Source organism: Solidesulfovibrio sp., from assembly GCF_029978005.1.
Taxonomy (GTDB): domain Bacteria; phylum Desulfobacterota; class Desulfovibrionia; order Desulfovibrionales; family Desulfovibrionaceae; genus Solidesulfovibrio.
On record NZ_JARKOZ010000022.1, the window covers coordinates 1 to 15,668 of the forward strand.

Here is a 15,668-nt window from a genome sequence, read left to right on the forward strand (position 1 = left end):
GCTTCGGCGGCGCGCGGCCGCCAGGGCCGGGCGGCCACGGCCCCAAGCGCCAGCCGGGCCCGTTCCACGCGGCCCCCGGAAAGGCGCAGGGCGGCCGCGATGTTGGCCAGCGCGAAATCCCACACCGGCCTGTCCCGGACCTTCTCGAAATAAAACGTCGCCCCGGCCCAGGCCGCGGGCAGGCGGATCTCGGTCAGCAGGTCGCCGGGGCGAAGGGTCGTCAGGCGCGTGACGTCCGTATCCGGGCCGATGAAGAAGTCCTCGGCCGCCATCTCCCGCTTGCCCGAGGCGTTATGGACCACCAGCCGGGCCTCCAGGGCCACCAGGGCCGGGGCGGTGTCGGACGGCGACACGGCCACGCAGCGGCTGGCCCCGAGGATGGCGTGCTCCCGGTTCATGCCCTCCGGGGTGTCGGCGTAGCAGATGTTGCCGCCGGCCCGGTAGCAGGACCAGCCGGCCCGGTAGTACCAGCAGCGCGCGTCCTGGGCGATGTTGCCGCCGAGGGTGCCCTGGTTGCGGATCTGCGGCGAGGCCACCTCGCCGGCGGCCAGGGCCAGCAGGCCGAAGCGCTCGCGGATGCGCGGATGGCGGGCCACCTCGGTCAGGGTTGTCATGGGCCCGACGACGAGGTCGCCGCCGTCCTCGCGCACGCCGCGCAGGGCGTCGATGCGGGACAGGTCGATGACCGCCTCGGGCCTTTTGACGCCGTCCTTGAACCGTTCCAGGCTGTCGAGGCCGCCGGCCAGGAGCCAGGCTCCGGCTCCGAGGCGTCGGGCCAGGTCCAGGGCGTCCTCCACGGTCGCCGGCTGGTAGAGGGCGAAGGGCTGCATGCTGTCGCGTACGGTCGCCATGGTCGTTCTCCCGCCGCCGGCTGTCCCGGCGGCGTCGTTTCCAGTGTCGCGCTCTCGAAATCCGCGCATGCGAATTTCGAGAACGATAATTTCAACCAACTATATTTCCATAAAATATTGCCATATTTTTATGGAACGCCACGCTAGACGTTGGCTGAAAGCCCGTGGTCCCTGGGCCTGGCGTCGGGTTCGAGGGAGGCCAGGATCATGTCCGGCAGGATGGGGGCGCGCCGGAAGCGGTCGTCGCCCAGGGCGTCGGACAGGGCGTTGAGCAGGGCTGCGGCGGCCGCGCCCGTGGGCGGCTCGCCGATGCCGCGCGCGCCGATGGGCGTTTCCGGGTCCGGGATGCCCACCGAGGACCAGCCTGTTTTTTGCGGCAGTTCGAGGATGGTCGGCGGCTTGGTCTGGTAGAAGCGGCTCCCCAGCGGCATGCCGTAATGCCGGTCGAAGACCCAGCGCTGGCCGGTGACGTGGCCGAGGCCGAGCATGGACCGGCCGACCACCTGGCCGCCGAAGGCCCGGGGATGGACCACCACGCCCGAGTCGGCCGCGGCGTGGAAGTCGACCACGCGGTACATGCCCGTGGCCGTGTCCACCTCCACCTCGGCGAAGGTCGCCACGTAGGAGAAGCTCTGGCCGTCGCGGGGAAAGGTGTCCTTGGCCACGGCGAGCAGGCCCTGTCCGGCCAGGGCTTGCGCCGAGGCCTTGGTCAGGGCGTGGAGGCCGGCCGAGATTTCGTGGCCGTCGTAGGCGCCGCCGAGGGCCATGGCCCGGCGCGCCGCCTCGCCGAAGTCGAGGCCCCGGCCGTCCGAGGCGCGGGACACCCGGCCGCCGGCGACCGCGTAGTCCTCGGGTGCGCCGCCCAGGGTTTGCGCGGCGATCTCCTTGAGCTTCTTCTTCGCGTCGAGGCTTGCCGCCAGGGCGGCCCGGGACATGGCGTGGATGGTCTGGCTGCCGCCGGAGACGCAGCTCCAGGGCAGGTGCTTGCCGGTGTCTCCCCAGACGATCTCGCAGGCCTCCCAAGGCACGTCCATGGCGTCGGCCAGCACCCGCTGCACGTCGGAGAACGATTCCGTGCCCAGGTTGCCGATGCCGCAGTGGATGCGCAGTCGCCCCTCGGGCGTGATGACGAAGAGCCCGTCGAAGCCGATGGTGCCGGCCACGAAGCTGCCGAGCCCCACGCCGAGCCCCCGGCGCCTGCCGTCCCCCAGATCCCGGGGAAGCGCCTGGCGCGCCTGCCAGCCGAAGGCCGCCGCGCCCTGGTCCAGGGCTTCCTTGACGAAGGCGCTGGTGGCGTGGGGCCGTTTGCCGCCGGCTCCTGCGGCGTCGTAGGGGGCCTTGCCGGCCGGGGCGTTGACGCGGCGGATGGCCACCTGGTCGAGCTTGAGCTCCCGGGCCGCCTTGGCCAGCACCCGGTCCATGAGCATCACGCCCTGCACGCCGCCCGGGCCGGTCTGGTACATGCGGGTCGGGGTGTTGGTCAAAACGGCCAGCCCCCGCCAGCGCATGGCCTGGGGCTGGTAGAGCAGGGACACGATGCGCCCGGACATGGCGGCGTCGTTGTTCTCCTCGTAGGGCCCGTTGTCCTGGAGCACGTACATGTCCAGGGCCAAAAGCCGCCCGTCGGCGGCGAAGCCGGCCCGCAGGCGGCCGATGCAGCTCGGCCTGGCCCGGCCGATGGCCTGCTCGAGCTCGCGGCCGACGCGCATCATGACCGGGGCGTTGGCCTTCTTGGCCAGAAGCGCCGGGATGACGAGCGATATGCCGGCCGTGCCCTTGCTGCCGAAGCCGCCTCCCGTGAATTCGCTGATGAAGACGATCCGCTCCGGCGGGATGCCGAGCCAGCGGGAGATGGCCGGCACGGTCTGCATGGTGCTTTGCGTGCCGGTGTGGATGAAGACCTTGCCGTTTTGCCAGTAGGCCAGGGTGGAGCGGGTCTCCAGGGTCTGGTGGCTGACGTTCGGCGTCACGAAGGTCTCGTCGAGGACCAGGGCGGCCTTGGCGAAACCGGCCTCGAGGTCGCCGTAGGCCCATTCCCGGGACGGCTTGCCGAGCGGCAGGCGATGCGGCCCGGCCGCGGCGAAGTCCGCCTCGGTCCAGGAGAGCCGGCCCACTTGCGCCATGGCCGGCGCGCCGTCGGGCCCGGCCGGCGGCTGGAGCCAGACGTTGCCGTCGCCCCGGGCGGCGGGCCCGCCCGGGCGCAGGCTGTCCAGGGGATCGATCACGAAGGGCAGGGGGGAAAAGGCGATGTCGATCTTGGCGATGGCCTCGGCCGCGGCGGCCTCGGTTGCGGCGGCCACAGCCAGCACGGGCTCGCCGGCGTAGAGGGGCTCCATGGTGAGCGCCGGCTCGGCCCATTTGTTGGCCCGGATCACCGAGCCGGTGTCCGTGACGGTGTCGGCCGGGGCGGGCAGGTCCTCGGCGGTGAGGATGGCCCGCACGCCGGGCACGGCCAGGGCGGCGCTCGTGTCCAGCCGCGCCACCTTGGCGTGGGGCATGGGGCTGGTCAGGAGCTTGCAAGCGAGCATGCCCTCGATCCGGAAGTCCTCGGAGAAACGGGCCGTGCCCGTGAGCTTGGCCCGCAGGTCGGGCGTCACGTAGTCGTGGCCGGTGAGCCTGGGGGTGAATGGCGCGTCGTGTTGCGGCATGGTGTTAGGCCTTCCTCATGGAGGCGGCTCCGTTTTGGAGCGCGGTGAGGATCTTGTCGTAGTCCTGGCAGCGGCACAGGTTGCCCGAGACGCCGTGGGCCAGCTCCGCCCGGGTCGGGTCGGGATTGGTCTTGAGAAAGCCCAGGGTGGCCATGAGGAATCCCGGGGCGCAGTAGCCGCACTGGAAGCCCTGGGCGTCGAGCACGCCCTGCTGCAAGGGGTGCAGGCCGCCGTCGGGGCGCGTCAGCCCCTCGACGGTGAGGATCTTGGCGCCCCGCACGCTGTGGGTCAGCGTGGAGCAGGAGTAGCGGGGCACGTCGTCGACGAGCACGGTGCAGGAGCCGCATTCGGCCCGGTCGCAGCCGATCTTCACGCTGGTCAGGCCCAATTTGTAGCGCAGCGTCTGGGCCAGGGTCTCGTGGGGCAGCACGTCCACCCGGCGCTGCTGGCCGTTGACGTCCAGGGTGATGAGCCGCTCCACCGCGCCTGGAGGGCCGGCAGGAGCGGCCCCGGCCGGGCCGGAGAAGAGCGCCCCGGAGCAGGTGACGACGCCGGCGGCGATGACGCTCTTGATGAACTGCCGCCGGGTCATGCCGCTTGGCCGGAGGGTTTCGGGATCGTGTTCTGGCATGGCGGTTCGCCTTGTGGGCCTGGCGCGCCAGGCGTTGCGGTTTCCACGGGGCGGGGCCGGGACGGCCCGGTCACGCTTGCAGTTGTTTACGCGATTTTTCGACGGGCGGGGAAGCCGGATTCTCCTGAAGATGTGCCGGATTCTCCAGGAGACGTTTGGCCGAGTGGCCCGTGGGACGGATTGTTTGACGGTAGGCCTAGTTATGGTGGGAGCTGCCGCCGGAGGCGAGTCCGCGTGCGCCGCCGTTTTTCTGGTGGGGTTGCCTATTTCTCCGGTTTCATGCACACAGGCCCCATCATTGGCCAGGCGGCGAAGAACGGACCGCAGGGCGGAGGACGACATGGCGAACGCGGCAAGTCTGGAAGCGCGCGGGTACGAACCCGAAGACCGGCGGATGGCGGAGATGATCGCGGACCTGGCTCCCCAGGAGGGCGTCTCGGAGACGCGGGTCCCGGGCGTGTTCGTCATGCGGGCGAGCCATTCCCAGCCCCGTCGGCCGGTGGTCTACACGCCGAGCGTGGTCATCGTGGCCCAGGGCCGCAAGATCGGCTACGTGGGCAACGCGGTGCACATCTACGACCGCGACCACTACCTGGTGCTGTCGGTGCCCATCCCCTTCGAGTGCGAGATCGCGCTGGCCACGCCGCGCGACCCCTTCCTGGCGCTCAAGGTCGCCGTGGACACGGTGGGCCTAAGCGAACTCATGATGGACATGCACCCGACCGAGCAGGGCATCCCGCCGGTGAGCGCCGTGTGTTCGAGCCGGCTGCCCCACGAGCTCCACGACGCCGCCCTGCGACTGCTGACCTGCCTGGGCTCCCGGCAGGACAGCCATATCCTCGGGCGCCAGCTGGTGCGCGAAATCCTCTACCGGGTGCTTCAGAGCGACCAGGGCATCTCGCTGCGGGCCCTGGCCGGGGTCGGGGGCAACTTCGGGCACATCGCCCGCGCGCTCCAGCGCATCCACGCCGACTACGCCAGCCCCCTGGACGTGGAGGGCCTGGCCGGCACGGCCGGCATGAGCGTGTCGGCCTTCTTCCAGCACTTCAAGACCGTGACCTCGAGCACGCCCATCCAGTACATCAAGAGCATCCGACTCCACAAAGCCCGGCTGCTCATGGCCAAGGCCGGCCATTCGGCCAAGGCCGCCTCGGCCGCCGTGGGCTACGCCAGCACGTCCCAGTTCAGCCGCGAGTTCAAGCGCTTCTTCGGCGCGAGCCCGAGCGAGGAGGCGGCGAAGCTGCGGCACCTGCAACTGGCGGAATAGGCCCTTCAGGTCAGCGAAGCCTCGCCTTCGAGCATCTCCAGGACCCGGGCGACCAGGGCCACGAAGGCCGGGTCGGCCCGGCCGCGCGGCCGGGGAAGCGCCACGGGCAGGTCGGCCAGCACCCGGCCCGGCCGGGCGGACATGACCACCACCCGGTCCCCCAGCCAGACCGCCTCGTCCACGGAATGGGTGACGAACACGATGGTCGTGCGCCGCCGCTGCCAGACCTTGAGCAGCTCCTTTTGCAGCAGGATGCGGGTGTAGGCGTCCAGCGCCCCGAAAGGCTCGTCCATGAGCAGGGCCTGCGGCCGGTTGCACAGCGCCCGGGCGATGGCCACGCGCTGGCGCATGCCGCCGGAGAGCTCGTGGGGCATGGCGGCGGCGAACTCCTCCAGCCCGACGAGGCGCAGGTGCTCGCGGGCGCGCTCCAGGCGGCCGCCCCTGCCCAGGCCGGCGAATTCCGGGCCCAGGGCGACGTTTTCGAGCACCGTGCGCCAGGGCAGCAGCGAATATTCCTGGAACACCATGCCCACCTCGGGCCTTGGGGCGCGCATGTGCCGGCCGTGGATGACGACCCGGCCGGCGCAGGCCGTCTCCAGCCCGGCGGCGATGCGCAGCATGGTGGACTTGCCGCAGCCCGACGGACCGACCACGCAGACGAATTCGTTGTGCCCCACCTCGAGGTCCACGTCGTTAAGGACCTCGATACGCCGGCCGGACAGGGAAAATCCCTTGCCCAGGCCCTCGATGCGAAGGGCCGCCCCGGACGTCATCTGTCCAGCCGCTTCCATGCGAACTTCCTTTTTTCGAGCAGCCGGAAGCCGGCGTCGAGCACCGCGCCCACCAGGCCGATGGAGATCATGCCGGCCATGACCACGTCGGTCCTGGCCATGGTGTAGGCGTGTGTGATGAGGTAGCCCACGCCGGAGAGGCTTCCCGGCAGCATCTCGGCCGAGACCAGGCACATCCAGGAGACGCCCAGGCCGATGCGCATACCGTTGACGACCGACGGCGCGGCCGCGGGCAAAAGGATCTTCCAGAAGATGCCCCAGGGCCGCGCCCCGAGCACCCGGGCCGCGTCGACGAGCGTGCCGCGCACGGTGCGCACGCCGTGAATGGTGCTGGCCAGCACCGGATAGAAGCCGCCGAGGAAGATGATGGCGATCATGGAGAGCTTGAAGTTGTTGAGGTAGATGTAGGCCGGGCCGCGCTGGACCCCGGCCAGGCTGGCCAGACTGGCCACGCCGAACCAGGCCAGCACCAGCGGCACCCAGGCCAGGGGCGGAATGGGGCGAAAGAGGCTGAGAAAGGGCCCAAGCAGCCTGTTGATCCCGCCGTAGTGCCCCATGGCCAGGCCCAGGGGCACGGCCAGGGCCACGGCCGCGGCGTAGCCGATGCACACCCGCACGAGGCTCACGGCCACGTTGCGGGCCAGGGAACCCATGGAAATGAGGTCGGCCCCTGGCGCGAGCAGGATGTCCGCCACCTCGCCGAGGCGCGGCAGGATGATCGGATTGCCGGTGCGCCGGGCCAGGTACTCCCAAAGGACGAGAAAAAGGGCCGGCACCGCCAGCCGGGCCAGAAAGCCGGGGATCGCCTGCTTCACCTCTCGCGCCGCCCTTGCCGCCCGCGTTCCCTCCGGACGGCGCGCGCGGGCGCGGCCGGAGGCGGGCGACGGCTGTGCCGCCGGGGGCCGGGCTGCGCCTTGGCCCCCGCGCGGCGTGGAAAACGGCCCGGACGCCCCGGGCCGGGGGATGTCACGACGGCGAGGCCCGGGTCAGGGCTTGGCCTTCTCGATGAAGCGCATGTCGAAGAGCAAGGGTTTGACGTCGTCCATGGACTTGCCCTTGAGCTGGCCCGTGAACTTCTGCATGCCGTCGAGCACGGCGAGGTAGTTGCCGGTGTTGCGCATCCAGGAGTCGGAAAAGCTCGTGAGGAAGGAGAGCGACGCGGCCTTGCCGGCCTCGGGCGGCATGCCGATCCACTCGGCCGTGAGGGCCCCGGCCTCGCTCTTGTGCTCGTCGCACCACTTGTTGGCGGCGACCACCAGGTCCACGAAGGCCTGGACCGCGGCGGGGTGCTCGGCGATGCATTTGCCCCCGGCCACGGTCACGCAGCAGGGGTAGTCGCGCCAGGCCCCGGCCGGGGGCAGGTCGCGCAGGTCGGCGACCACCCGGCCCACGCCTTTGGCCACGGCCATCTCCGGAAAGGGCGAGGGCCCGACCACGGCGTCGACCTGCTTGGCCGTCAGCGCCGGAATCATGTTGGTGGTTTCCTTGAGGTCCACCAGGAGCACCTTGGCCGCGGCGTCGTTCGGGTTTTCCGTCACGGCGACGCCGGCCTGCCTGAGCGCACCCTCGAAGACGATCTTGGGCGCGGAGGTGGGCGAGTGGTAGCCGATCTTGATGGGCTCGGGCGCGGCCTTGGCCTTGGCCACGAGGGAATCGAAGTCGGTCAGGTCCGAATCCTTGGGCGCCACCAGGGCCATGCCCTCGGTCTGCAGCGGGGCCACCACCTTCATGGCCGTGCCCTTGTCCACGCCGGCCATGATGGCCGTCACCGAGGCCATGGCCAGGTCCACGTGGTTCTGGGCGAAAAGGGCCGCCGTCTCCGCGCCGCTTTTGGCCACCACGAGGTCGAGCATGGCCACGGGCTTGTCGCCGAGCATGAGCTCGTAGCGCTCCTTGGGGGCCACTGTCTTGAGGTAGGCCCCGTTGCCCAGGGACTTGAAGGCCTCGCCGCGCAGGGCGGCGACCATGAGCGGGGTGTGGTGGGTGGTGAAGACGTAGCTGACCTTGAGTTCCGGCAGGGTCTCTGCCGCCAGGGCGGGGAGGGCGGCGGCGAGGACCAGGGTCAGGGCCAGGAGGAAGGCGCGCATGGTGTCTCCTTGTTCGGGTTAGAGCAGTTCCAGAAAGGCTTCGACCCGCGTGCGCAACTGCTCGGTGTCGGCGTCGGCGTAGTCCGTCTCGATGTGCAGCGTGGGCAGGCCGTGTCTTTCCCGCATATGCGCCGCCGCCACCGGGGCTTCCACGTTGTAGGTGTGGCAGCACTGCCAGGTGAGGTCGACCAGGCCGTGGGGCCGCATTGCGGCCGTCAGCCGGTCGAGGAGGGCCAGGCGGCCGGTGTTGGGGGTCATGACCGAGCAGGGGATGCGCAGGTAGCGCCGGGCGATGGCGGCCAGGGGATCGCCCGTTTCTTCCACCAGCCCGTCGAAGCTCTTGACTCCCGAGCAGTTCTCGGCGGCCACGACCACGCCCCCGCTTTTCTCGATGAGGCGCAAAAGCTTCTCCGAGCCGCGCCCGGTGGGGCAGCCCGTCAGCAGGATGCGCTTGGCGTCCCGGGGCACGCAGGACTCGCCGGCGGCGATCCTGGCCTCGAGGTCGGCCAGCAGCTCGCGCAGCACCCCGGCATAGGCGAGCGGGTCGGCCGTGAAGCCCTTGGCCTCGGTGACGTAGAGCATGTCCAGGCCGCTTAGGGGCACGCACGGCCCCCGGGAGGTGGAGAGCACCCGGGAGAGCAGGCGGCGCACTTCGTTTTGACCGCGTATCTCCTCGGCCAGGGCTTCGTCCGTGACGACGTTTCCCGTGGCCTTTTCCAGAAAATCCTTGAAACGGCGCACCTCGCCCAGCCAGTAGGCGTCCTGGGCTGGACCGACCGCCGCCGGCAGGTGCATGAGGTGCAGGGGCTTTATGCGCCCCAGGTGCTCGTACATCTTCTTCTTGCCGTCGCAGGTGGTCTCGCCCACCAGCAGGTCCGAGGCGGCGAAGTAGGGGCAGGTCCCGGTGACGGCGTAGCCGTAGCTCGATTTGATCAGCGGACAGAGGTTGGCCGGCAGCGTCTGCTCGGCCGCCGGGATAGGGGCCTGCTTCTTGCCGCAAAGCCCGACCGGTATGGCCCCGGCGGCGCGCACCAGCTCCACCGGCGCGTAGGTGCAGTAGATGCCGACGACCAGCGTCCCGGCGTCCTTGCGGGGTTCGATGTCCGCCAGGAACCGGTCGGCCAGGCCGTCGAAGCGTTCCATGATGGCTGGGCGCATGCTGCCTCCGGGAGACTGTCGGGTGTCGGAAAGCCGCGGCGGGTCGCGCCGGAAGGGCGGCTTATGCCTGGTGAGGCATATCCCCACGGGATGAAACGATTTTATCCTATGATGCGATTTCATATCTGTAAAATTGATAGTTCCAATCGATGGATGGCATTGGCATCGGAAATTGCCATCCGGGTCGGAAAGGGACCGCCGAGGAGGAGGGCCTCGCGGACCTCGGGCCGGCCGGTCCGGGAAGTTGGCGGCGGCTCACGGAGTTCCCGTGCGTTCCCCGGCTTTCTTCGCGTGCTCCTGGGGGGTAAAAAAAGAAGGTGCCTTCGTATCTTGACGCCCCGGACAGGGAGGATTATCTCTTCCGGGAAAGTGAAGGTACCTTCCTAAAACAATCCATCAAGGAGCATGAAGATGTTTGGACACGGCATGCATGGCCGCCTGGGCGGCCACGGCGAAGGGGAAAGGGGCGGCCCGCGGCGCGGCTTGCGCGGCGGCCACGGCGACGGCGCTGAAAACGGCGAACGCGGCGGTCATGGCGGGCAGCGCGAACCCGGTGGGCGCGACGGGCAGAGAAGCCACGGCAGCCACTGCGGCCAGGGCCGGCACGGCGGGCAGAGTGGCTACGGCAGGCGCGGCCACGGCCGGTTCCACGGCTGGCGTGGAACCGGGACCCAGGCCGGGCAGCGGCCGCAGCGGGGACAGGAGCCCGACAGGGCCGCTGGCCTCGCCCCGGCCCAGGTCGCGGGCGTCGCGCGCTGTCCCCTGTGCGACAAGCACTGCCCCCTGGACGACCTGTCCTGCGGCAAGGGCCGGCGTCTGGCCGGCCGGCGCGGCGCGGAGGCGCTGGGCGGCCAATGAGCGCGCAAAACGACGCCCCGGATGCCGTGGACAGCCTGGAGCTGGCCATGCTCTTGCGCCGGGTCGCCCGGCGCATGGCCCGGTTCCACCACGGCCGCGACCAGGGCCGCCAGGCGCAGGAGCATGTGCTGGCCCTGGTGCGCCGCCACGGCGGCATGAGCCAGGCGGAACTGCTGGAGCGGCTCGACGTGCGTTCCTCGTCGCTGAGCGAACTGCTGGCCAAGCTGGAGAAGGCCGGCCGCGTCGTGCGCGAACGCAATCCCGAGGACCGGCGCGGCTTCGTCGTCACGGCCGCAGGCGACGGCGAGCGCGAAAGCCCGGACGGGGCCATGCGTCAAAGCGCCGAGGTTCTCTTCGGCGTGCTGGATGGGCAGGAACGGCGGCAGTTGCGGGCGCTTCTCGAAAAGCTCGTCGCGCCCTTGCGGGAGGTTGACGACGGCCCCCACGGACGCGGACCCGGCCCGGGACGCCGCCCGGGCGGCGGTCGCGGACGCCGGGGCGGTTCCGGACGGCATGGTCGCCATGACGACGGGGAATGAAACGGCGTAAAACAGCCACGGAAAGGAGACAGCGATGGCGATGCACCGCTACGACATCACGGTGGAAGAGGCGCAAGGGGAACGGCGGCGGCTTGCCTGCGAGGCGTCCAGCCACGACGACCTCATGGCCCTGGCCGGCACGGTGGTCGCGGACGATCCGCGCGCCTTGCGCCTGCTCCTGGGAGCGAAGCTCCTGGGCGGGGTGTTGCTGGAGGACCGGGATAATCCGCTTTACAAGGATTTCCTCCCCCAGTTCGGCGCGTTCATGCGGGCCCTCAAGGGCGCGTGGCGGACAGAGCTCAGGGCGGGCTCGTTTCAGTCTTCAAACACCGCGCGTTCTGCCTGAAGAGAAATCACCGCGCGGCCGTGCGCCCGGACAGGGGCCAAGGGCCGGGACGCAGCGTCAACGTGAAGTCGTTCTCCCCGGGCTCGGCCAGGGATGCGTTCAGGTCCCCTCCGGCCAGCCGCAGGGGCGGCAGCGCCCTGGCGTCCAGGTCGGCCTCCAGGTACATGCCGTCCACGTTCCACGACGGCGAGAGGAACCCGGCCTGCTCCCCCCGCTCCATACGAAAGGACAGCAAGAGCGACGTCACGGGTTCGTCGAACCGCAGCCGCCTGGTCACGTAGCGGCCCGGCGGCGTCCAGGAGCATTCCTCGCCGCCCGTTTCCGCAACCAGGGGCCGCCAGGACTTGCCCTGGTCGATGGAGGCGAAGACCCGGGCCGCGTTTTCCGGGCATTTGCGGCAGGGGTTGGCGTAGACTTGCGGAAAGGTCTTGAGGCGCAGCTCCCGCACCGGCAGGGCCGAGACGAAGGTGTAGGTGAAGGCGCAGCCCCCATCCCCCCGGCAGACGAGTTCCCCCCGGAGCCGCCGGGACGGGGCCAGCTCCTCGGCGTGGGTCATGGCCTCGGTAAAGCGCGCCGGATCGGTCCAGTCCGGGACGAAGTAAAGCCGGCCCGCGCCGCCCGGGGTGAGGGTCAGGACGCTGCCGCGCGGGGCGATGACCGGCACGGAAAGCGTCCGGTCGCCCAGGCGCAGGGTGGGCATGACGATGTTCCCGGTCAGGCGCAGGGAGGCCGGGCCGTCGCCGAAATCCGCCAGGCCGCGCAGCCGCCGCTCGGGGAAGGCGGCGGACAGCCGCGCTCCGCCCTCGGCCAGGGTCGTGTCGTAGAGGAAAAGCGCTTCGCCGCCCTCCCGGTCGTAAAGGACGCTCGCCGGCGCGAGCCCGGGATGCCGGGCGAGGAAGCGCTCGCCCTCGCCGGGCGTGCCGACCGGAAGCCCCAGGTCGGCCAGGGCGGCCTGGCCGGGCGCGGCAAAGGCGAAAAGCCCGACGTCCCGGGCGTCGTGCGCCTCCCGCCAGGGCGCGGCCCGGACATTGGCCAGCAGGTGGGCCGCCTGCCTGGCCAGGGGCGTATCCCCGGGAGCGGCCGTGCCTTCGCGGCGCACGGCCGCGGTCAGCTCGATGCCGGCCAGGTTCAGGAAGCCCTCCACCTGGCCGGGCGCATAGGTCACCCGGACATAGAGCCGCTGCCCGCCCGCGAGCTTGCCGGGTACGACGTAGCTGCGCCGGGTCTCGCGGCAGCGACTGTGGTAGAAGTCGATCTCCTCGAAAAAGCCCCGCCGCGCGGTCACGGGCTGGCCATCCACAACCGGAAAGGCCTCCTGGCCGATGACGCCGAGCGGCGTCCAGTCCCGGCCGTCGAAACTGGCTTCCACGGTCAGGGTGGAGTCGGCTGGCCTGGCCGGGTGCTGCTTGTACAGGGCGGCGGCCACGGTCAGGCGGATGTCCGACGCCTCCTGGCCCGGGGCGGCCTCGAAGGCCCAGGTCGCCTGGGCCGGCCGGGAATAGCGCGCCGGCCGCAGAAGGCCGAGCTCCTGGTCGAGGGTCATGTTCCCGGCCCGGTAGGCTTCCTCGTAGAAGCGGGGTCCCCGGAAATCGTCGGCGAAGCGGTAGACGCCGTCCGGGCCGGGATCGACGACCAGGGGGGCGCGGTTCGCCGCCGGGGCCAGGCTCACGCGGGTGGTGGTGAAAAGCGCGTCGAACTCCGTAAGCGGCAATCCGGGCTGGCGCGGCCGCGTCGCGGCGGCGTTCGTGTACACGCTGTCGATGTGCACGATGCGGCGGTAGCCCGGCCCGTCGAAGCTTCCGGCTTCGGCGAAGCGGCCGGGCAGGTGCCAGCGGGCGGCGAAGCGGCGGGTGTTGCGCTTGTAGCCGTGAAACTCCAGGGCGTCCCCGCCGCCGCCGGTTTCGTCAAGCCACTGGAAGAACTCGCGGTCGAGGCTCATGATCCGGGAATAGTAGGCGGGATAGGCGGCCAGGCTCGGCCAGGCCAGCGCCAGGCAGGCCAGGCCGGCCACGGCCGGAAGGCAGGCTTTCCCGGCGCGCCGGTCCCCAAGGAGCCGTCCGGCCGCCGCGCCAAGGGCGACCGCGCCCCGCCCGGCCAGCAGCATGAGCACCGGAAAGACCAGCACGAAATGCCGGGTGCTGAGCATCCCGCGCAGATGGCTGCGCGACCCGACGAGCACCACGGCCATGACGCCGAGCCAAAGCGATAAAAGTCCCACCGCTCCGTAGCGACGCTCGCGCAGGGCGGCCGCCACGCCGAGGCAGCAGGCCGCCAGCCACAGCACGACCCAACCCCTGGCCAGATCCGGGTCCGGCGCGATGAACTCCGCGACGATCTTCGCCACGAATCCCGGTCCCAGACCGGCCCAGGGATCGACGGCCGGATCGCGCAGGAACGCCTGGAGGAAAAAGGCCGCCGGCAGCCACGGCGCCAGGGCCAGGGCCACGCCGCAAAAGGCCAGGACCGCCGGTCGCAGCCGGCGAAGCCGGACAGCCCATCCCCCGCCCCGGCCGGACCACAGGATGGTCCCCGCGGCGTACACGCCCTGGACGGCCAGGGTGGGCAGGCCCTGGTAGCCGGCGTAGCCCATGAGCGCGGCGGCCAGGGCGTAGCAGGCCCAGGAGAGGCGGTCGCCCTCGGCCACGGCCCGGACCAGCAGCCACATGGAGGCCGTGGCAAGCGTCAGGAAGAGCGCGTAGAACTTGATGGACTGGGCGTAGTTGATGGGAAAGACGAGAAACACGGACAGCAGGCAGGCGGCCCAGGCGGCGGGCGCACCGAAGAGCCGTCGGCCGAGGAGCCAGACGAAAAGCGGCAGCAGCATGCCGGCGACCAGGCTCGGAACGCGCGCGGCCAGGGAGCTCTCGTCCACGGCCAGGCAGAGGTGCTGGAGGGCGTAGATGAGCGGCGGCTGGAAGTCGAAGATGGTGTCCGCCGGCCCTTGCCATTGCTGCACGGCGAACATGTCGGCCAGGGGCATGGTGGCCCGGTCGAGGTTGAGGTAGTCGTCCTCCCACAGGGACGGGGCGTCGCACCGCCACAACCGGGTGACGCCGACGGCGGCCGCGAGCAGGACGATGGCCACGGCCAGGCCGAGACGGGGCCAGGCGGGACGCGCCATCAGTCGAAGTCCGCCAGAAGCGCCCCCACGTGCACCCGGCCGAACAGCACGGTGGCGACGTACTTGTTGCGCAACCGCCAGACCGCCTGCTGGAGCTGGTCGGAGGTGATGCCGTTTCGCAGGGCGGTGTAGGCCTCGATGAAGGCGGCCAGGCTGTCGCAGACCTTGAGGAGCGCGCCGTCCTTGGGATCCAGGGCGTCGGTGTTGCAGCTGTCGTGGAGCTCGTCCGGGCTCACCCGCCGCACGCCGTCCCTCTCGCGCACGGACTCGTGGAATTCCGAGCCCACGTCCATGCCGAGGAGGTAGCCGAGCCGGTCGGCCAGGTCGGCGCAGCCGCCCGTGCGCAGCACGGAAAAGACCCGCCGCTCGAGCTCCGCCTGTTCGTATTCCTTGATCATGCCGCCAAGCGGCGCCACGGACTGCTTGACCGGGGAGATGATGTCCCGGGTGAGCAGCTCCGGCATGTCGTGGACCAGACCGGCGAAGAAGTTGTTGAGCCGCCGGGCCGGGCAGGCGTCCACGGCCAGGCTGAAGAAGTAGGCGTAGGCGGCGACCAGGAACATGTGCCCGAGCACGGACGTTTCCGGGATGCGCGGGGTCTGGGACCAGCGGGTCTGGAAGCGCAGCTGGCCCACGAGCCGGGCGAAGTGCCCAAGGGCCGTCTTCTTGCCGGCGAAGAGCCCGGCGGCCAGGTCCGGCACGCCGGACAGGTCGGAAAACCGGGCCAGGCCGCCGGTGAAGGAGGATTCGATGTCGAGCAGCTCGTCGTCCCAGGGGTTGTCGCGTTTGATGAGCGAATACTCCCAGCCGCTGGCGTAGAGGTGGGCGGCGTCGAGGATGCGCCGGGCCGGGGCGTCGGATTCGGGCACGGCCAGGTAGGCGCTCAGCCGCTCCCAGAGGTCGTCGCCGAGCTCGCGCACGCGCGGCTCGAGCTGCCCCAGGACCCAGGCGGTGAGCTGCCGGTAATGGTCGGGATTGGCCTTTATCTTGTAGAAGACCGGCGGCTTGATGTCGGTGATGACCAGCCGGTAGAGGTATTCGAACAGCCCGCCCTCGACGATCTCCAGGCCCAGGGCCAGCTTTTCGGGCCGGCTCAGGTGGGCGCTGTTGCGCTCGTAGAGCATCCAGGCCACCATCATCTTGTGGGCCTGCTTGTCCACCTCCACGAGGTCCATGGAACGGTGCTTGTCGTTCCAGCGCTTCATGAAGGAACCGGCGAAGAGCAGTTGCAGAAGGCTTTTACGCACGCTGACCATGAATGCTCCAGAAAATAGGCTTGCCCGGCAACCTAGCCCGCCGGGCGGCCGGGGGCAAGCTTCCCGAGGGCGGCGGCTTGACGCGGGCGCCGCTCGCGGGCATAGCCCGACTCGG

General features: G+C 70.5%; 13 protein-coding genes. 3 read left to right on the forward strand and 10 right to left on the reverse strand.

What is annotated here, in order from left to right:
* The 3 genes from Q1K70_RS02400 to Q1K70_RS02410 all read right to left on the reverse strand — a co-directional run.
* A partial coding sequence (locus Q1K70_RS02400) for a xanthine dehydrogenase family protein subunit M (RefSeq protein ID WP_300155239.1) occupies positions 1-851 on the reverse strand: 851 nt, incomplete at its 3' end.
* A 143-nt stretch (positions 852-994) separates the two neighbouring features.
* Positions 995-3,499, reverse strand: coding sequence for a xanthine dehydrogenase family protein (locus Q1K70_RS02405; protein WP_300155242.1), 2,505 nt, complete (start codon positions 3,497-3,499; stop codon positions 995-997).
* Between the two features lie 4 nt (positions 3,500-3,503).
* Positions 3,504-4,130 (reverse strand): (2Fe-2S)-binding protein, encoded by a 627-nt coding sequence (locus Q1K70_RS02410; protein WP_300155245.1) that lies wholly within the window; start codon positions 4,128-4,130, stop codon positions 3,504-3,506.
* A gap of 340 nt (positions 4,131-4,470) precedes the next feature.
* On the opposite strand from Q1K70_RS02410, the gene Q1K70_RS02415 reads away from it, so the two are divergent.
* The gene (locus Q1K70_RS02415; RefSeq protein ID WP_300155248.1) at positions 4,471-5,397 is read left to right on the forward strand and encodes an AraC family transcriptional regulator; all 927 of its coding nucleotides are present in this window, start codon (positions 4,471-4,473) and stop codon (positions 5,395-5,397) included.
* 5 nt (positions 5,398-5,402) lie between these two features.
* Here Q1K70_RS02415 and Q1K70_RS02420 read toward each other — a convergent pair whose 3' ends face one another.
* From Q1K70_RS02420 to Q1K70_RS02440, 5 genes are all read right to left on the reverse strand, one after another.
* A complete protein-coding gene (locus tag Q1K70_RS02420) occupies positions 5,403-6,188 on the reverse strand; it encodes an ABC transporter ATP-binding protein (RefSeq protein ID WP_300155251.1) in 786 nt (261 codons plus the stop codon).
* A complete protein-coding gene (locus tag Q1K70_RS02425; protein ID WP_300155254.1) occupies positions 6,167-7,003 on the reverse strand; it encodes an ABC transporter permease in 837 nt (278 codons plus the stop codon). Before Q1K70_RS02425 ends, Q1K70_RS02420 begins: the two co-directional genes overlap by 22 nt.
* A gap of 171 nt (positions 7,004-7,174) precedes the next feature.
* Complete coding sequence (locus Q1K70_RS02430; protein WP_300155257.1) at positions 7,175-8,275, reverse strand: ABC transporter substrate-binding protein; 1,101 nt, start codon at positions 8,273-8,275, stop codon at positions 7,175-7,177.
* Between the two features lie 18 nt (positions 8,276-8,293).
* The gene (locus tag Q1K70_RS02435; protein ID WP_300155260.1) at positions 8,294-9,433 is read right to left on the reverse strand and encodes a double-cubane-cluster-containing anaerobic reductase; all 1,140 of its coding nucleotides are present in this window, start codon (positions 9,431-9,433) and stop codon (positions 8,294-8,296) included.
* Between the two features lie 396 nt (positions 9,434-9,829).
* Entirely contained in the window at positions 9,830-10,210 is a 381-nt protein-coding gene (locus tag Q1K70_RS02440) for a hypothetical protein (protein WP_300155264.1), read from the reverse strand.
* A 77-nt stretch (positions 10,211-10,287) separates the two neighbouring features.
* Here Q1K70_RS02440 and Q1K70_RS02445 point away from each other — a divergent pair, with 77 nt between their 5' ends.
* Together Q1K70_RS02445 and Q1K70_RS02450 are read left to right on the forward strand one after the other, a co-directional pair.
* Positions 10,288-10,830 carry a MarR family transcriptional regulator gene (locus tag Q1K70_RS02445; RefSeq protein ID WP_300155268.1) on the forward strand — a complete coding sequence of 181 codons (543 nt, stop codon included), beginning with the start codon at positions 10,288-10,290 and terminating at the stop codon, positions 10,828-10,830.
* A gap of 34 nt (positions 10,831-10,864) precedes the next feature.
* Complete coding sequence (locus tag Q1K70_RS02450) at positions 10,865-11,176, forward strand: DUF3861 family protein (protein WP_300155270.1); 312 nt, start codon at positions 10,865-10,867, stop codon at positions 11,174-11,176.
* Between the two features lie 7 nt (positions 11,177-11,183).
* On the opposite strand, the gene Q1K70_RS02455 is transcribed toward Q1K70_RS02450, so the two are convergent.
* Positions 11,184-14,297, reverse strand: a complete 3,114-nt coding sequence (locus Q1K70_RS02455) for a glycosyltransferase family 39 protein (protein ID WP_300155273.1) — start codon at positions 14,295-14,297, stop codon at positions 11,184-11,186.
* Complete coding sequence (locus Q1K70_RS02460) at positions 14,297-15,553, reverse strand: HD domain-containing protein (RefSeq protein WP_300155275.1); 1,257 nt, start codon at positions 15,551-15,553, stop codon at positions 14,297-14,299. The genes Q1K70_RS02455 and Q1K70_RS02460 overlap by 1 nt, the downstream gene beginning before the upstream one ends.
* Between the last annotated feature and the right edge of the window lie 115 nt (positions 15,554-15,668).